General features: G+C 36.5%; 11 protein-coding genes and 1 tRNA gene. 6 read left to right on the forward strand and 6 right to left on the reverse strand.

Translation table 11 applies throughout. The features are described 5' to 3' along the window. Nucleotides 1-3 precede the first annotated feature (3 nt). Nucleotides 4-288, reverse strand: a complete 285-nt coding sequence (locus tag ACMT7R_RS03790; protein WP_415310097.1) for a hypothetical protein — start codon at nt 286-288, stop codon at nt 4-6. Between the two features lie 625 nt (nt 289-913). Between ACMT7R_RS03790 and ACMT7R_RS03795 the strand changes: the two genes are divergently transcribed. Both ACMT7R_RS03795 and ACMT7R_RS03800 read left to right on the forward strand, forming a co-directional pair. Continuing rightward, nucleotides 914-1,546, forward strand: coding sequence for a hypothetical protein (locus ACMT7R_RS03795; RefSeq protein WP_415310098.1), 633 nt, complete (start codon nt 914-916; stop codon nt 1,544-1,546). Nucleotides 1,547-1,704: 158 nt separating this feature from the next. Then, a complete protein-coding gene (locus ACMT7R_RS03800) occupies nt 1,705-2,316 on the forward strand; it encodes a hypothetical protein (RefSeq protein ID WP_415310099.1) in 612 nt (203 codons plus the stop codon). 127 nt (nt 2,317-2,443) lie between these two features. Here the strand turns inward: ACMT7R_RS03800 and ACMT7R_RS03805 are convergent, their stop codons facing one another. Beyond that, complete coding sequence (locus ACMT7R_RS03805; protein ID WP_415310100.1) at nt 2,444-4,291, reverse strand: hypothetical protein; 1,848 nt, start codon at nt 4,289-4,291, stop codon at nt 2,444-2,446. Between the two features lie 240 nt (nt 4,292-4,531). On the opposite strand from ACMT7R_RS03805, the gene ACMT7R_RS03810 reads away from it, so the two are divergent. Next, on the forward strand, nt 4,532-5,176 hold the full coding sequence (locus ACMT7R_RS03810) for a hypothetical protein (protein WP_415310101.1): 645 nt from the start codon (nt 4,532-4,534) through the stop codon (nt 5,174-5,176). 187 nt (nt 5,177-5,363) lie between these two features. On the opposite strand, the gene ACMT7R_RS03815 is transcribed toward ACMT7R_RS03810, so the two are convergent. Continuing rightward, nucleotides 5,364-6,170 (reverse strand): hypothetical protein, encoded by an 807-nt coding sequence (locus ACMT7R_RS03815; RefSeq protein ID WP_415310102.1) that lies wholly within the window; start codon nt 6,168-6,170, stop codon nt 5,364-5,366. Nucleotides 6,171-7,208: 1,038 nt separating this feature from the next. On the opposite strand from ACMT7R_RS03815, the gene ACMT7R_RS03820 reads away from it, so the two are divergent. Then, nucleotides 7,209-7,493: a hypothetical protein gene (locus ACMT7R_RS03820; RefSeq protein ID WP_415310103.1), complete on the forward strand. Its 285-nt coding sequence runs from the start codon at nt 7,209-7,211 to the stop codon at nt 7,491-7,493. A gap of 827 nt (nt 7,494-8,320) precedes the next feature. Here the strand turns inward: ACMT7R_RS03820 and ACMT7R_RS03825 are convergent. From ACMT7R_RS03825 to ACMT7R_RS03835, 3 genes are all read right to left on the reverse strand, one after another. Continuing rightward, nucleotides 8,321-10,315, reverse strand: a complete 1,995-nt coding sequence (locus tag ACMT7R_RS03825) for a hypothetical protein (RefSeq protein ID WP_415310104.1) — start codon at nt 10,313-10,315, stop codon at nt 8,321-8,323. A gap of 361 nt (nt 10,316-10,676) precedes the next feature. Continuing rightward, nucleotides 10,677-10,751: transfer RNA gene (locus tag ACMT7R_RS03830), tRNA-Ala, on the reverse strand. A gap of 11 nt (nt 10,752-10,762) precedes the next feature. Continuing rightward, nucleotides 10,763-11,656, reverse strand: coding sequence for a potassium channel family protein (locus tag ACMT7R_RS03835; protein ID WP_415310105.1), 894 nt, complete (start codon nt 11,654-11,656; stop codon nt 10,763-10,765). A gap of 259 nt (nt 11,657-11,915) precedes the next feature. Between ACMT7R_RS03835 and ACMT7R_RS03840 the strand changes: the two genes are divergently transcribed. Continuing rightward, complete coding sequence (locus ACMT7R_RS03840) at nt 11,916-12,350, forward strand: hypothetical protein (protein ID WP_415310106.1); 435 nt, start codon at nt 11,916-11,918, stop codon at nt 12,348-12,350. 499 nt (nt 12,351-12,849) lie between these two features. Next, nucleotides 12,850-16,470 carry a hypothetical protein gene (locus tag ACMT7R_RS03845; RefSeq protein WP_415310107.1) on the forward strand — a complete coding sequence of 1,207 codons (3,621 nt, stop codon included), beginning with the start codon at nt 12,850-12,852 and terminating at the stop codon, nt 16,468-16,470. Nucleotides 16,471-16,495 lie beyond the last annotated feature (25 nt).

A 16,495-nucleotide genomic window follows, 5' to 3' on the forward strand; every position in this document is an offset into this window, starting at 1 on the left:
ATTTCATTTCAGGATTGATAGAATGTCAGTTAAGTTTTGACGTGTTTTTTCTGCACTGGCTCCCATGTTTTGTAAAGAACTATTGTATAATTTACTAATTGATTCATTGCCGGCTTGAATCTGTGAGAGGCTTGAGTTTCTTGGTAGATCAAGAAGCGTAGAATTTGAAATCAAATTTGACGAATTAGTAGAATTCGGAAGAGATACATTGTTAATGGATATTTCTTCAATCAACCTTTGATCAAATGATTTGATATTTTGTTGTGAATAAGATGGGGATGCTGACAAAATAATTGATAGTACTGAAATATACTATCGCAACAAAAAACATCGTCGACATGTTTCTTCTTTAAATTGAAAATTATAAATAATTTTCTAATCTTAAAAAACTTGGTCTTATGCTAAGTTATATTGCCAACATCTTATCTCAAATTGATCAGAAATAGACGAGGCAGGATTAGACATATCTATGGTAAGTATTTTTGCTTAATTATAGGGTAGCCTCTACCGCCTTGCTTGACGATGTCAATCTTCATAGGAATGACTGTGTGAATGTTAGGCATAATTGACTACAACAAAGAGCGATAATGAATTCATATGCTCTCTATTCAAATTCCATCAAAATTGATCAGGGTAGTAAATAAACAAATTCAATATGAGGACTCATGCAAATACCTATATAGCATAGTATCTTGCTGTAAAAGGGTCGCATATCATGGAAATGCGACCTTCTTTTTTGACCCCGCGGCAAAAAAAGGATCATTTGTTAAAGTTTTTTCATCGTCTAAATAATACTAGGTACGAGGCAATATGTTATTCGCAATTTCAACTCCTCCGAAGTGTTTATTAACAAAGATAATTTTACTAATGGCATTGCAAATTCTTGTAATAATTTGGAATGTAAAGAGCGGAGTTGAAGAGAAAGATTAATATCGATTTGTTAACATATCCAATAGACTCGCGTCCCTTCAATAAAAGTTTTAATGAATGGACAGCTAATTGGTGGCAATGGCTTCTGTCAATACCAACATATGATAATCCGATTACTGAAACAACAAATGGTTGCTGCGAAACAAAACAATCAGGACCCGTTTGGTTTTTGGCATCCACCATGGACACTGTAAATGATAAAAAAACCGTTCTTCGAAAATGCACAGTTCCGAGTGATAAAGCATTGCTGATACCAATTTTAAATTATGGAGCAACGTTGGCCGACGAGCCGGAAATTAAGAGTGAAGAAGATCTAGTCAAATTAGCCACTAGCGAAATGGATAAGATTACTAAATTGACAGCTACTATAGATCAGATGGAATTTATTGAGGATGATCTGAAAAAACTTAGAATTCGTTCCCCATTATTTGACGTTACACTTCCGACAAATAATATAACAAAAGGGATTCCTGGTCATACGAGAGGCGCTGCTGAAGGATACTGGCTTTTTTTAAAACCTCTTTCCAAAGGCTTTCATACAATTGAAACCTTGGGTTCTTGTAAAGCCGGCACTGTAACAATTGAAGCAAAGTACAACATTACGGTGGCTCATTGACCTCATCATTCTGATTCTAACATTGAAGAAGGGCTCAGTTGCGAAAAATCTATTGTATTGGAGTCATGTTTATAAGGAAGGATATTAACGAACAAATATGATAGAATCATACGGATTAGGCAATAAAACCCAAATTTGTGTAAATAGGAGGTCAAAGCTTGTCGGAGACTAGTGACATAACTATAAAAGAACCAACTGACGAAGAAATAAAAGCATGGTGGAATTGGGCTTCGCAGTTTTCCATGGCAAGTACTCCCTTCGCCAGAGAGTGGGCAAAGGAGGGTCGAGATTATAACATTAAAGGCCAGCCGGTTAACGTCCATGTATTTTGTCTTTCATGTACGGCTGGTGCTGGCGGAAGGGATGTAGTTACCCGTCCACTTAAAGCTGCAATAGCCAGTGGTATGGACCTTTTAATTCCAGTCTTTGTAGCAGCTTCTGAAATAAGTTTTGATGCTGCAGAAGAACTCCTGGGCGAAGCCCCAAAGGTTAGATTTTTTATAAATGAAGTAGAAGCGCGTCCGATAAAGAAGCAGACCTCTGTTGGCCCTATAGTTTTTGTTGAAAATAACAGTTTCGAAGAAGAACCCGGGACAAAAGAAGTTTATTACTCAACGGGCTACTGGGCTAAAGTATCTCCAGAAGGTATTCGTAGTCTTAGATTCGGTGGCTCCGGTGGACAAACATATCAACAGAATGCACAAGGTGAGAAGATAATTGGCGGGGACTTCAATACAGAAGTAACCTATGATATTGAGGCACAAGTTTAAATAATAGAGGGAGGTGAAAGTCAGAACCTATGTCAAAAATAGTCGCATTATTATATGCTGTTGCTATGAGAAGGGCAAGAGTGAGTCTAGATTGCGGTACTACTTTACTTCAAAACGGTGGCCATAATTAGTAATTTTTTTCATGTTGTATTGTCTCTGGTTCATTAAGTTTATCCATAGACAAGTTAACTTTTAATTTTTTTATTTGTTCTGCGGCATCTGTTGACTCGGTCCACAGGTCTTCAAATAGCTTTTGGTAACGACTAATAGAGAGAGGGTCGTTTGTTTTTTCTAGGCTAGGCTTATTATCTTCAGAAGAAACTATTTCTAAAATTTCTACATCTGAAATTATGAATTCTTTGAAATTTAAACTTGAAAGATGTTTGATCTCTAATTTCAATGAAAGCAATTCCTCTACTATTTTTATTGTGGTTAGATTAATCGATGTAATTATGCAGATCCTTTTGTTCATCTTTTCACGGTCTGGTTCGCCCTGACCTTTAAAGAGATTCAAGAGATTATTTGCCAATATTTTAAGCGAATTTGAACTTATACATAATAAAAAATTTTGAGATAGAGGAAACATTTCCTTTACTCTTTCTATTATCGTTTTGTAAGGTTCATTATAGGTTTGTATCTCATTTATAATTGATAGTGTATAAGACTTGATGTCTTCTATATCAGGTTGAGGTGGAAGTGATTGTGATAGAGAATCTGTAGTCATCTTTTTGACTAATTTCATGGTTCTCTTTTCTATTACATGTTCCAATTGAGCATATGAAATATCAGAAATCAGAGAGGGTTCTGTTTCAGTCGCCCTCTTAACCATGCTTCTCATCTTTGAATCTTGTGAGATAACAGTGACTGAAAAAAATACTCCTACAAGTATCATATATGATGCTAATCCATAAAAGAGGATTGTAAAGACTCCATATGGAGGATAAGGGATGACAGAAAATGAGATAGTCTGTGTCGACATAAACAAAATTACATATCCATAGCCAGCTAATCTGATTAGATTTTTTGGAAGCTCTAGTTCGGCAGCTATAGTCTTTGCCATTGTCCAAAATGCAAACCCAAAAAGAATGCCTCCAACAAGTTTACTAAATGTAAAGATTGTTGATAAAATTATTCCAAAGAAAACTGGATCATCTCGGAACAAGGGTAAAAAGATATCAGTGAACAAGGATAGAAATTGGCTTAGGAAATAGACTAAAGGAAGAGAAATAATAATCCAATATTTAACATAACCAAGTATGTGAGATCTATAATTCAACAACACTGCCGTTGCAAGCCACGTTGTAATGAAAGCAGCAGTTGAAAGAGCATTAGATGCCGAAACAAGATTTGTTTGAAATATATTCAAATACAGTGCCGTACCCCCGAATCTGGGAACGCCTAATGTATGCAAATTTAAGACCGAGTTAAGAAATATCAGGATGATCAAGGCGCTCGTTGAAATTAAAACGGAAGAAATAAAGTAAAGGAGTATTGTCTTATCATGTCTCGATTTGAACCAAATTAGGAATCTAAATGATAGATAGCCCGTTATAGCAATACCCAAACCATAGCTCAAGCACACTATAATATTAACTGGTAAAATTTCATAATATGATTTAAGCCATATTTCAACTATGACTTTCATGATGAACAAGGATAAAATGCCGTTTACAACTAGTATCGCCAGATGTATTATTCTAAATTGTCCTGTTTTTAGAAACGATATATTTTGATTATTGATATACAAGTATATGAATATCTGAGAAAAGATGAATAAGGCTGCAAGACCAGTTGCCAATACCTTTTTTTCAAATGGAGAAGTACTCTTTGGTAACAAATCATAGAGTCTGAGAGAAGATATATCAATCAATAAAAACACAATTACTACTATCATCAAAATCTTCAAAATTGGACCGCTGATAAGCCTATTCTTATAATTCCAAGACTTTTTTACGATTTGTCTATTGGTTGACATTTATTTGGTCTGTAACTCTCTGATCTCAGAGAACAACCATTAATATAAACAGTTTGTGCTTTTTTAGCAGTAAAATGACATGAATTAAGCCGTATGGATAAAGGCCATATAATATCGCTAGAGGGGTGATAAATCCAATAATGTTTTTAGCATACTATATTATAATACCAATGTAATATGAGTCTCCTGCTATGTAGAGCTAATGCAGTGCTAACAATATTAGTTTTTGGGATATTTGGTATGGTATTGTCATCTTACGCGGTCACGTCTTACGAAGTATTTCCACCAGATTCAAAACCTTATGGACTTAGTTACGAGGAATGGAGTGCAAAATGGATGAAATGGCTAGCTAGTATACCTGGAGAGGTAAACCCATCAAATGACGAGACTGGGCAATTCTGTGCGACAGGTCAAAATGCAACCGGACCAGTTTGGTTCCTTGCTGGAACGTCGGATAAAAATGGTGCGGAGAGAGATTGTACCATCCCAGAAGGAAAGAGTATACTGATAAGCCCTATAGACGCAATATTTACTTTTAAAGAGGCGGGTATACATACAGAAGCAGAGCTGCGAGATGCTGCGAAGAGGGACCAAGATAATGTTAAAATTGTAGAATTAAAGGTGAACGATGTGGAGGTCATAACTGACTATGACAAGTTCCGTTTTCAATCGCCAATTTTTGATATAAAATTACCTCAAAATAATATTGCAGGATATCCTCCTGGCCCTACTCAAGCAGTCACTGATGGATATTATATCATGTTGAAACCGTTGCCTGCTGGAACATACAAGATCGAATCTATGGGTCACATGTTTGGTCCATCTGGAGCAAATCCAGGAGCGAGTTTTATCTCTGACGTGACTTACAATATTACGATTAAATGATGAACGGACCATAAAATATTTACCTCCATTTTTTCATTATTATCTAGATAGTTTTATGTGAATATATCATCCAAGGTGTAATGAACAATTAGTATTATTCCCTAATAATATGATCACGGGTTATGGTCCGTTAGAAAAATTGATTTGTTATAGCTGCAAGGCAATGGCGGAAAAACTTGTAACACTTTTATCCGTAGTTGTTTTTACCTAGGCACTTCATGACTTCATCATCATTGACTGGCAAATAGTTGATGTAATAATTTCCGACATTCTTAAATCTGTTGATACTAGGGGAAATCAAGGACACTACATCAATGCTTTTTACAGTTTCATGTTTGATGGTTGGAATAATCTCCTTTGGTATTATTGGCGAGCTAACAATTACCTTTGGTGGGCTCAAGTTCTTTATTATCCATCGAGCCGCTACAATAATCGATGCACCAGAAAAAACTCCGTCGTCTATTAATATTACTAACTTACACCGGTTAGAGTATTTTAGAAGATATCCACCATTTTCCTCAAGCATTCCAGTTGAATTGACATCGTTTATATAATTATTGTTATATTTTTTATTATTTTGACTTGATAAATATTTCCGAGTTTTTTCGTTTATTTCCTTTAACTTCTTTTCCTTTTCTTTATTTAAGTAACTGTCTTCAATTCCCAACTCCTCTATTAAGGACATATTGAGATATGTAATAGTCGAATCACTCATAACCGCACCTATGCTTAGTTCATGATCGTTTGGAGCGACCAATCTTAGGGGGACTATGAAATCAAACGAGCAACCAAGTTTTTCTGATATTTTCTTTGCCATGATTATCCCTCCTCGTGGTATTCCTAAGACAAGGACTTGTTTTTTTGGATCTTCTATATTTTTGACCTTGTCCTTTAAGACCGAGGTCAAAATAAGTGCCGCCGTTTCCCTATCTCTGAACTTAATATGTGTGCCATGTTTCAGTGTGCGAGCAAAAGAAAAAACTTTTGATAACATTCTAAATACATATGAATACAAATGTAATCATATTAAAGTATAAGTCAACTATAGTCAGCTTCTTTATTATATATTCTATATTTTGCAATTTACTAAACTAACAAAAGTGATGGGTTGTTTCTTTTAAAAATCTGAGTTGCTATAATACACAGATAAATGAATGGAGTTTGGTAGTGGTAAAGATTTCTCTGATAATTTATAGATTAACTTGATTCTGAAGTCAAGTGTCTTTAGTTGAATTCTACTAAATTGTTACTTTAGGTATTAACTTACTTATTGATACAAAAAAATAATACAAGAAATTTTATGAATGTTGATTGCCTATGCATTTCTCAATAATGCTACCATTCAATGTATAATAACAGACAATACCCACCATTGATTTAAGCGCTAATTATCCTATAGTCATGGCGTTTTGTTATCTTTTTTTAATCGAATGCTGTTGTTACAGGTTTCAATTCATGATATTCTACCAAGTAGAATAGGCATTAAAGCCTGAATTTTCATTTTCTTTAAGGTCAGGGGAGTAATTCATTTCTTTCAATGGTTGATATTGCTAGAAATGCAAAATGCTTTCTAGCTAGAAAAATATTCTCATTACTTTGGTATTATCAAGTCAATGTTACTTTCCTTTTTCTGATTCAACTCAGAGATAAGTCCAGAGTAGGGTATTACAAATTAAAGGTCTTGCTTTTTGTTTTAATCTAACCGTGGAATTATAATGAATTGTATAATCAAAAAATGAATCGGGATCAGGATAATAACAAATTTGATTTTCTGATGGCAATGGATATTGTTAATGTATCCTATTTAAGACTGAGTTTGCCTATTACATGAATTTAATTTAGTAGTACTTGCAGAGTGAATACAATGTATATCAATATTTATCACTCAATATGTGATAGATCTCATTAAGCTGAACGAACAAATAACCAAAGAATATATTCTAAAAATATTAGAGCAAATGAACTTTTGATATAAAGCTAATTCATATAAATCGACTATAAGTTTATTAGGTCAATAAGACTGAAAATGGCTATGAGTTCAAATAAAAACCAAAAAATTAAAAAAACAAAATCATCGATTCAACTTTCATTTTTGTCCTCCCCTAGGGCCCAGGCAAGTTTACAAAGTCTTAATGTACGTGATAATATGGGAGAACTTGTGGCTAATCTCAGCGACTTGAAGGAATGGTTCGAAGGTTTTAAAATAGATAGTATTGAACTGTATGTTGAAGGGGTCATTACAACCGGCGTGATCACTAAGCTGTTAGTATCATTCGAAGGAAAAGGCGGATGTAAAATAACCATAAAACCAGAATAAGAAAATTTTGGTTTTAGGCAATCTCTCATCGATCGTGACATATCGCAGATAATAAATTAGTAAACTTTGATTGAAAGCAACTTTTGTAGATTTTAGTCCTTTTTTATAATCTTATTGAGGATCACTATTCCTGATAGTGAGGGTATACCTATTTTCAATATTTTAGTAGATGACAGGTTTAACGAAAATACGTAAGCATTAGATAAGGAGGTGGATAAGCCAAGTGAAAACCAGATATTGATACCTAGACGAGGATTTGGTGGTATAACTGACATTGAGGTAGGTTTGGATGGTTATTTGTATGTTCTAAGTTAGCGTGGTTCTCTTTATAAGATATTATCATCAACTTAGACATTTTCCAATAACTTAACATCTATAGGTCGTCTTTAGGAATAATTGTCTATTCGATAAAATATGTGTCCATAGAACCCTATAGTATATTTTCAGCTATTATTCAAAATAAATACTATACGGGTAAGAAAATATGATAAAGTTTGTAGTACCGTAATGTACCCGTAGATTAGTTTTTATTATGTCCTTATGGTCGTATTTATCAGGTAAATACCAATATAACGATATATAACAAAATATCAAATTCTTCTAACATGATAAAAACAATCATGATCAATGATAAGAATTTCAAAATGGATTCATTATGTATTCTATGTCTTTATTTTTTTTAGGTTAGCTAATTCGTATATCGACTAGCCTATAAAAGTCAATATTAAACACCCATCCCTCAATATATGTCGCTACCCGAAAATAATTGCCATAAACATTCTATCACACAAACTCAAACAGTAACTATTAGATTTATACAAGATAAATCATTCATGATTATGAATATCATTTTTATCCTTTTTGTATTTTGATTTTCCGGTTTTTGATCTATGTTCAATGAAAACTGGAAATAATACTATGAATGGTATCAAAACCTTGCTATTTTTCATTTCATCAAATAATTTGCCGAATTCAGTATATCGATCAATTTTATTTAAAACATTATTTAGATTGGCACCTGCGTCTGAAAGAACTCTATCTAGATTTTGTCTATTGCCATCTAAAATACTTATTTGTTTGTTTAGATTGTTTAATCTTGCAGACTTTTTTTGTATTTCAAGGTTAAGATTTCGTAGTTCCTTTAATTTTTGTGTGAATCTATCCCAATATTGGTAATTAGTTTTTGAAGTGCTATTACCTAATATGTTGCTGCTTTTATTTTGATAAGATAGATCTGCAAGAAAATCACCATTCTTAAATTGAGATACGAAGTAGTTTATACCTATAATATCGTCGTTGGTTACACCGTTACTAGATAGATGATCTAACACGGGACCCACTATTCCTTGAATCTGTAAAAAATGCCTATATTCGGGAACCTCGTCTTTCAATTTCTCCATTTCTGCTTTAAGCTCGCTTACCTTCTTTTCAAAGCCGAGCTTGTTGTCGTACTGATCTTCTACATCTTTCAGGAATTTTGATACTCCTTCAAACAGGCTTATCTTGTTGGCCAGTGATATTTCCAAAATGGTTTTAGAAAGCTGTTTGAGCTCCTTTAGTCCGAAACCTGCATTGTATAGTTCATTGTAAGTGTTCATAGTCTGTTTTGAAAAACTGATCTGTTCTTCTAGTTTGTTTACCTCATTCAAAAGGTTTTCCTTAATGGGATGGTAAGTGGTAATGATATTCTGAATAATCTTTATTTGTTGTCCGAGTGATTCTATCTCTTTATAATCCTTTAATATTGATTGTATATCATAGTTATGGTTTTTAAAATCATTAATTGTTTTTGCAAAGGAATCAATTTCTTCCTCCAGGATTACATTAGATTTGCTTTGCAATTCTTGTTTCAGGTTACTATACCATTGAAAAAAAGTCAGCATATTTCTTTGTTGATTTGCTAAACTTTCAAGTTCGTATAGCATCGAACTCTTTTTATCGTTTGCTGTATTGATATCCTGATAAATTGTTTTTATGATATTCTTTAGATTTCTTACTTCTTCTTTTTTTTCTTCGATATAGTATGCTATTTGAGAGATAAAGGGTATGTCTCTCGAGACTATCTTGCTCGAACTTTTTTTCTCAGTATCTATTTCTAACTCTTGACTTTCGCCTTTCATTTTTCTATTTAAGTTTTCAGAAGTTTTTGCAGAGCCAAGATTTGTATTCTCGCCATGGTCAGAATCGTCATATCTATCAACATGATCTTGTCCATAAAGTGATGATGGAGATGAATTATTAACCTTCTGGCTACGACTGCTGCTCTCTTTATGAATGTCGACTGAATATTCATAGCCAATAGAAGATGAATAAAACTCAAACAGGTCCTGCATCCAACTTACAAGTGCTGGCGGTTGGATATCATATTTTTTACAGTTAAGATAAACATTTTCTAAAAAATTGATGATTAGATTCGCTACTCTTTCTGTAGGCTTTTTATTTTCATTCTGATTGTTGTTAATATAGTCTCCAATCTCCTTAGAGTAAAGAATGCGATTAGTAGTATCGTCATCATTGTTACTTTCCCTGGACCATTTTGTTTTTTCATCAAACTCGTCTCTTATCTCCAATGGTTTAAGCATATTTGCTATTCTAAACCCTAAAGCACAATCCTGTAAGGAGATGTTGGACTTCTTTACAAGTGAGATAAAACTACGTATATCTTCTATACCTTTTCCTCCTATACTATCTTCCCATGTCTTGATAATTTTGAATATTGTGCCCTTTGAGAGTCCAGTCTCTTGAGCAATATGATCCATTGTACTGGCATGGAGATACCTAAGAGTTACCATTTCTACAAGCTCGGTTGTAACCTTGGTCATGAATTTTATAGATTTGCCAAACTAATAAGAATGTTCATTTCTTTAGTCATTTCAGTCATCATTCTGGTCATTGCAGTCAGTTTTTTAGTCATATTCTCTTAATCTCTATTTATCATATATGCGGTTAATAATCGCTATGAAAAACCGAGCTGTTGGTAATATTCAAAGGCCTAAATGAGCCGGTCTTGTTTTACAGAAATTTAACGCGGGGCATGAAGGATACATTGTCTGTTTGTTTTTCTATTTACAATGTTTTTATATCTTCTAATCTCTGTTATGCCTTGATAATACCTATTTGATTCAAGTAAATTGCTATTGTTAAGTATCAAATAGGTAATGCTTCAAATAATACCTCCAAAAGTGGACTGGGCGGGATTTGAACCCGCGATCTCTCGATTGCGAATCGAACGTTCGTACCAGGCTGAACCACCAGCCCTAAAATACCTTTTATGGGTTACCAGTGGTTAAGATATTTCCGCACCTATAACAATAAACCACATTCTCTGGATTTATATTCTTGCATTTGGGACATTCAACAGCTTTTTCTTGACTTTTTCTTTGACTCGGGTTACCATGAAGATTAGAAATTAGATTTAGAAGTGTCACAATTTCTTCATTTTGTAATCCTTCTATCCTGTCAATCTTATTTTTGATTAATTCCTTGATGTTATTTTCCTCTTTCTTACTTTGACTTTTTATCCTGGATTCTAGTAGCTGTGCTCCTAATGTTGAAATTAACATCCCCAATATTGCTATGCCTACAATCATGACAACCGTAGCAATCACTCGTCCTTCAAATGTAACAGGATAGACATCCCCGTAGCCTACAGTTGTCACTGTTACAACCGCCCACCAAAAAGCATCACCTAAATTGGTTATGGTTGCTTCAGGGGCATTTCTCTCCACAACATATACGCCCAAAGCTCCAGCAGTTACCGTTGCTATTGATAAAAATATTATAAAGACAAGTCTATTCTTGATTTCATCAAATACTATGATTATCCGAGATAGCGTGTGAATTACTCTAAATATATGAATGAATCGAAGACCTTTTAAACCCGCTCCAAATATGGTCTCTCCATTCAATAAAAATATAGCGTAAACTGGAATAAGTGCGGGAATTTCATAAACATGTTTTAGCACGTATTTTAACGGCTTGTTTGATTCTCTTGCTCTCAAAATCAAGTCAACTGTCAATATTAGTGAAACTATAATATCGAACAAAAATATTGCAACAAGTGCTTCGCCAAGGGGGTTATAAAAATACTGTATTAGAACCAAAAGTATTGAAAAGGAAGTTACCGTGACAACGAATATTTCAAAACTGGCATTCCTTTTCACATGATTGAGAACCTACTAAATTAATTTAGCTTTAAGAAGCTTTGATATTTACAATTCCATTTATCAAATTTTATGTAAGTTTTTCCGGTCATGCCAAATTCTTTTCGTCTAATTAATCATAAAGATAAAAAAACTTCTAACCGATTCCATCAGGATTGGATCATCGATTCAATATTGAGATTTCTCGTTTTTGTCTTGCCCACTCAAAGATCATAGGTGCGTATTGATTAAAATAATGTTTGAACCTCTACATAATCAGATGGCTGATTCTATCACAATCGATTTTAAGGTCATTAAGGAATACTGGGATTCATACCTTCTAAGTGACGATACAAAGCTCAAAAGTAGAGTAGTGTTGACAGGAGTAAAAAAATCATCCAAGACGAATCCATCTAGTGAGTATGAATTTGATTTTCAGTCAATTCAATCTTTTGTGTTTTCAGAAAAAGCAAAAGGCGCTTCTCATTCAAGAATATACACGAAGGAAGAACTTGAATCATGCTCCAATAAAGAATTGACATTCTCGATCACTTCAGAAAAATGGAATGAATATTTGTTAGATGATGATACTAAAGTGAGGTTAAAAAATAGTGTTGTAGGAATTACAAAATCCGACTTATTCTTGCAGAACGGTGATCCAATTTATAATGTAAAGATAAGAGTTTTATCCAAAGTAAAAAGACCGAAGAAATAAAATTTATAATGAATTTTTTAATGTCAACTTTAATTAAATTATCTTAGATTTGGTTTTAGGTAGTAATTGATTAGTAAATTTAGACAGGTATGATTATATCACCGTGGTAGATACTTTACATTAGTATCTTTATTGTCCTCCTCTTTTCAAGAATAATAATACAAAGTACGAATATCTTATTTCCGCTGTATATTTAGAAGAATTATTCATAGCTTCATGAAAGATTATGTATCGAATATGTACCTAAAACAAAAAAGATTCTTAACTCTTAGTATGTACATTCTTATAGCAATCATTAATAGTAACATTATGGGAGTTTCAATCATAACTATACTGAATTCTCTTTATTCTATCTATTAGAAAAGAGTCTATTATTATAACCCAATCCGTTTCGTTATGTATTTACCTTAAGAACAATCTATTGATAAAAACTATATAATTTATTGTCAAGAGCAAATACCATTAATCGATATATTTCTAAACAAACATTAAAAAAACATTGACAAACAAGAGTACAATCATAATATCGGGTTTTTTACTTGTATTATTAGTTACATGTAATTCTACCAATACATTTCTTAGTAACTCCATATCAGCTCAGACCTATGAGAATGAGTATCAAGGGTCAATTTTTGATTTTGTATGTGACGAAATTGAAAATGCCAAACTTACAGGTACAGACACAAATTTATTTGAAAATACTGATGGTAGCAGCGGCTCAGGTACTAGCAGCGTTGACAATGACAATGATAAACAAAGCGATATTTCAACAGTCAAGCCTAGTAATAAACCAGGCAAAGTGATCTCACCTTCAACAACTGCACAACCCAATGTAAACAGCTTTGGAAATTCTGATGATAGCAGCGGCTCAGGTACTAGCAGCGGCTCAGGTACTAGCAGCGGCTCAGGTACTAGCAGCGGCTCAGGTACTAGCAGCGGCTCAGGTACTAGCAGCGGCTCAGGTACTAGCAGCGGCTCAGGTACTAGCAGCGGCTCAGGTACTAGCAGCGGCTCAGGTACTAGCAGTGGCTCAGGTACTAGCAGCGGCTCAGGTACTAGCAGCGTTGACAATGACAATGATAAACAAAGCGATATTTCAACAGTCAAGCCTAGTAATAAACCAGGCAAAGTGATCTCACCTTCAACAACTGCACAACCCAATGTAAACAGCGTTGGAGGTTCTGAAGACAACGGAGAGATTGATGATTCAATTAGTAGTGTAATATGTAATGATTTTGGAGAATCAAGTGAATCTACCGTTACCCCTCCCAGAGGCAGTGATATACCTGTTGAAGAATCAGCACCGAGCGTTTCATGCGGTCAAGTAATCCATGAGAGTGTGGTATTATCATCCAATCTCGAATGTAAGTCGGATGGGATTCTAGTTAGTGGAGACGATCTAACCGTTGACTTGAATGGTTTTACCTTGACAGGACCTAGTCAAAATAGTTCCAAGATTGGAATAATGGCGACTGATACGGACAATGTAACCATTCAAGGTCCTGGTAGTATTTCTGATTTCCAAGCAGGAGTATTGGTTACTGGAAGTGAGAACACTAATATAACTTCTCTTGATCTGGAGGACAATCATGTTGGAGCATTTGTTTCGGGTTCTAGCGATTCTACAATATCAGATAATAGATTGACTAACAACAGCATCGGAGTAGCTAGTTATTCTTCATCTAATTCTGAAATTGTAACAAACCTATTTGAGTCTAATACATTAGCTGGAATGACATTGGTCGAATCAAATAACAATGATGTACATTTAAACACAGTGCAAGATTCAGTGAATGGAATCTTTACCGATGGTCAGAGCCATGGAAACAACATTACATACAATAATTTGGTTCACGAAACCGAAATAGGTATCAATAATGGCAATGGATTGCCGACGAACATTAACGACAATGAATACTATCATAATAGTTGTAATGTTTCACTACCAAATGGCCTATGTTATGGAAATGAACAACCAAGTCAAGATTCAAATTTACCTCCGGTCGTATCAGCTGAACAGCCGGAAAGTACCGATTTGGCTCCAAATAACGAAGCTTTTACTAATTCTCCTGAGGTAGAATCGGATGAATCTTCTTCAGCATCGCCTACTGCGACTGACGATATCATAAGTGGTCTAGGATCGGGAAACAATGTAGCAGTTCAAAGTCAGAATAATGAAGGAAGTATCTCTGCTGGACAAGATTCTGGTGGAAGCGATAGTTCCTCTGACAGCAGTGGAAGTGGAAGTGGAAGCGATAGTTCCTCTGACAGCAGTGGAAGTGGAAGTGGAAGCGATAGTTCCTCTGACAGCAGTGGAAGTGGAAGTGGAAGTGGAAGCGATAGTTCCTCTGACAGCAGTGGAAGTGGAAGTGGAAGCGATAGTTCCTCTGACAGCAGTGGAAGTGGAAGTGGAAGCGATAGTTCCTCTGACAGCAGTGGAAGTGGAAGTGGAAGCGATAGTTCCTCTGACAGCACCGGTTCTGGTTCAACATCAGGCGCTGGTGAAACTGGTAGCATCGGTTCTGGTTCAACATCAGGCGCTGGTGAAACAGGCAGTCAGACAAGCGGTACTACAGGAGGTACCACTGGTAGCACCGGTTCTGGTTCAACATCAGGCGCTGGTGAAACAGGTAGCACCGGTTCTGGTTCAACATCAGGCGCTGGTGAAACAGGTAGCATCGGTTCTGGTTCAACATCAGGCGCTGGTGAAACAGGCAGTCAGACAAGCGGTACTACAGGAGGTACCACTGGTAGCACCGGTTCTGGTTCAACATCAGGCGCTGGTGAAACAGGTAGCACCGGTTCTGGTTCAACATCAGGCGCTGGTGAAACAGGTAGCACCGGTTCTGGTTCAACATCAGGCGCTGGTGAAACTGGTAGCACCGGTTCTGGTTCAACATCAGGCGCTGGTGAAACAGGCAGTCAGACAAGCGGTACTACAGGAGGTACCACTGGTAGCACCGGTTCTGGTTCAACATCAGGCGCTGGTGAAACTGGTAGCACCGGTTCTGGTTCAACATCAGGCGCTGGTGAAACAGGCAGTCAGACAAGCGGTACTACAGGAGGTACCACTGGTAGCACCGGTTCTGGTTCAACATCAGGCGCTGGTGAAACTGGTAGCACCGGTTCTGGTTCAACATCAGGCGCTGGTGAAACAGGCAGTCAGACAAGCGGTACTACAGGAGGTACCACTGGTAGCACCGGTTCTGGTTCAACATCAGGCGCTGGTGAAACTGGCAGTCAGACAAGCGGTACTACAGGAGGTACCACTGGTAGCACCGGTTCTGGTTCAACATCAGGCGCTGGTGAAACTGGCAGTCAGACAAGCGGTACTACAGGAGGTACCACTGGTAGCACCGGTTCTGGTTCAACATCAGGCGCTGGTGAAACTGGTAGCACCGGTTCTGGTTCAACATCAGGCGCTGGTGAAACTGGTAGCACCGGTTCTGGTTCAACATCAGGCGCTGGTGAAACTGGTAGCACCGGTTCTGGTTCAACATCAGGCGCTGGTGAAACTGGTAGCACCGGTTCTGGTTCAACATCAGGCGCTGGTGAAACTGGTAGCACCGGTTCTGGTTCAACATCAGGCGCTGGTGAAACAGGCAGTCAGACAAGCGGTACTACAGGAGGTACCACTGGTAGCACCGGTTCTGGTTCAACATCAGGCGCTGGTGAAACAGGCAGTCAGACAAGCGGTACTACAGGAGGTACCACTGGTAGCACCGGTTCTGGTTCAACATCAGGCGCTGGTGAAACTGGTAGCACCGGTTCTGGTTCAACATCAGGCGCTGGTGAAACTGGTAGCACCGGTTCTGGTTCAACATCAGGCGCTGGTGAAACTGGCAGTCAGACAAGCGGTACTACAGGAGGTACCACTGGTAGCACCGGTTCTGGTTCAACATCAGGCGCTGGTGAAACAGGCAGTCAGACAAGCGGTACTACAGGAGGTACCACTGGTAGCACCGGTTCTGGTTCAACATCAGGCGCTGGTGAAACAGGCAGTCAGACAAGCGGTACTACAGGAGGTACCACTGGTAGCCAAACAGGTAGCAACTCTATAGCTGCTATAAATTCCACAACGACAACTAGTAATTTACAAAACACTACTTCTACCGGTTAAAACAAACTCGTTAGAATCATCTTAT

Origin of the sequence: Candidatus Nitrosocosmicus sp. FF01 (genome assembly GCF_047711275.1) — an archaeon.
Taxonomy (GTDB): domain Archaea; phylum Thermoproteota; class Nitrososphaeria; order Nitrososphaerales; family Nitrososphaeraceae; genus Nitrosocosmicus.

Excerpts from the sequence above, each read along its gene's own strand:
- ACMT7R_RS03820 (WP_415310103.1), top strand. The coding sequence starts at position 7,209 with ATGAGTTCAAATAAAAACCAAAAAATTAAAAAAACAAAATCATCGATT.
- ACMT7R_RS03815 (WP_415310102.1), bottom strand. The coding sequence starts at position 6,170 with ATGTTATCAAAAGTTTTTTCTTTTGCTCGCACACTGAAACATGGCACA.
- ACMT7R_RS03810 (WP_415310101.1), top strand. The coding sequence starts at position 4,532 with ATGGTATTGTCATCTTACGCGGTCACGTCTTACGAAGTATTTCCACCA.
- ACMT7R_RS03805 (WP_415310100.1), bottom strand. The coding sequence starts at position 4,291 with ATGTCAACCAATAGACAAATCGTAAAAAAGTCTTGGAATTATAAGAAT.
- ACMT7R_RS03825 (WP_415310104.1), bottom strand. The coding sequence starts at position 10,315 with ATGACCAAGGTTACAACCGAGCTTGTAGAAATGGTAACTCTTAGGTAT.
- ACMT7R_RS03840 (WP_415310106.1), top strand. The coding sequence starts at position 11,916 with ATGGCTGATTCTATCACAATCGATTTTAAGGTCATTAAGGAATACTGG.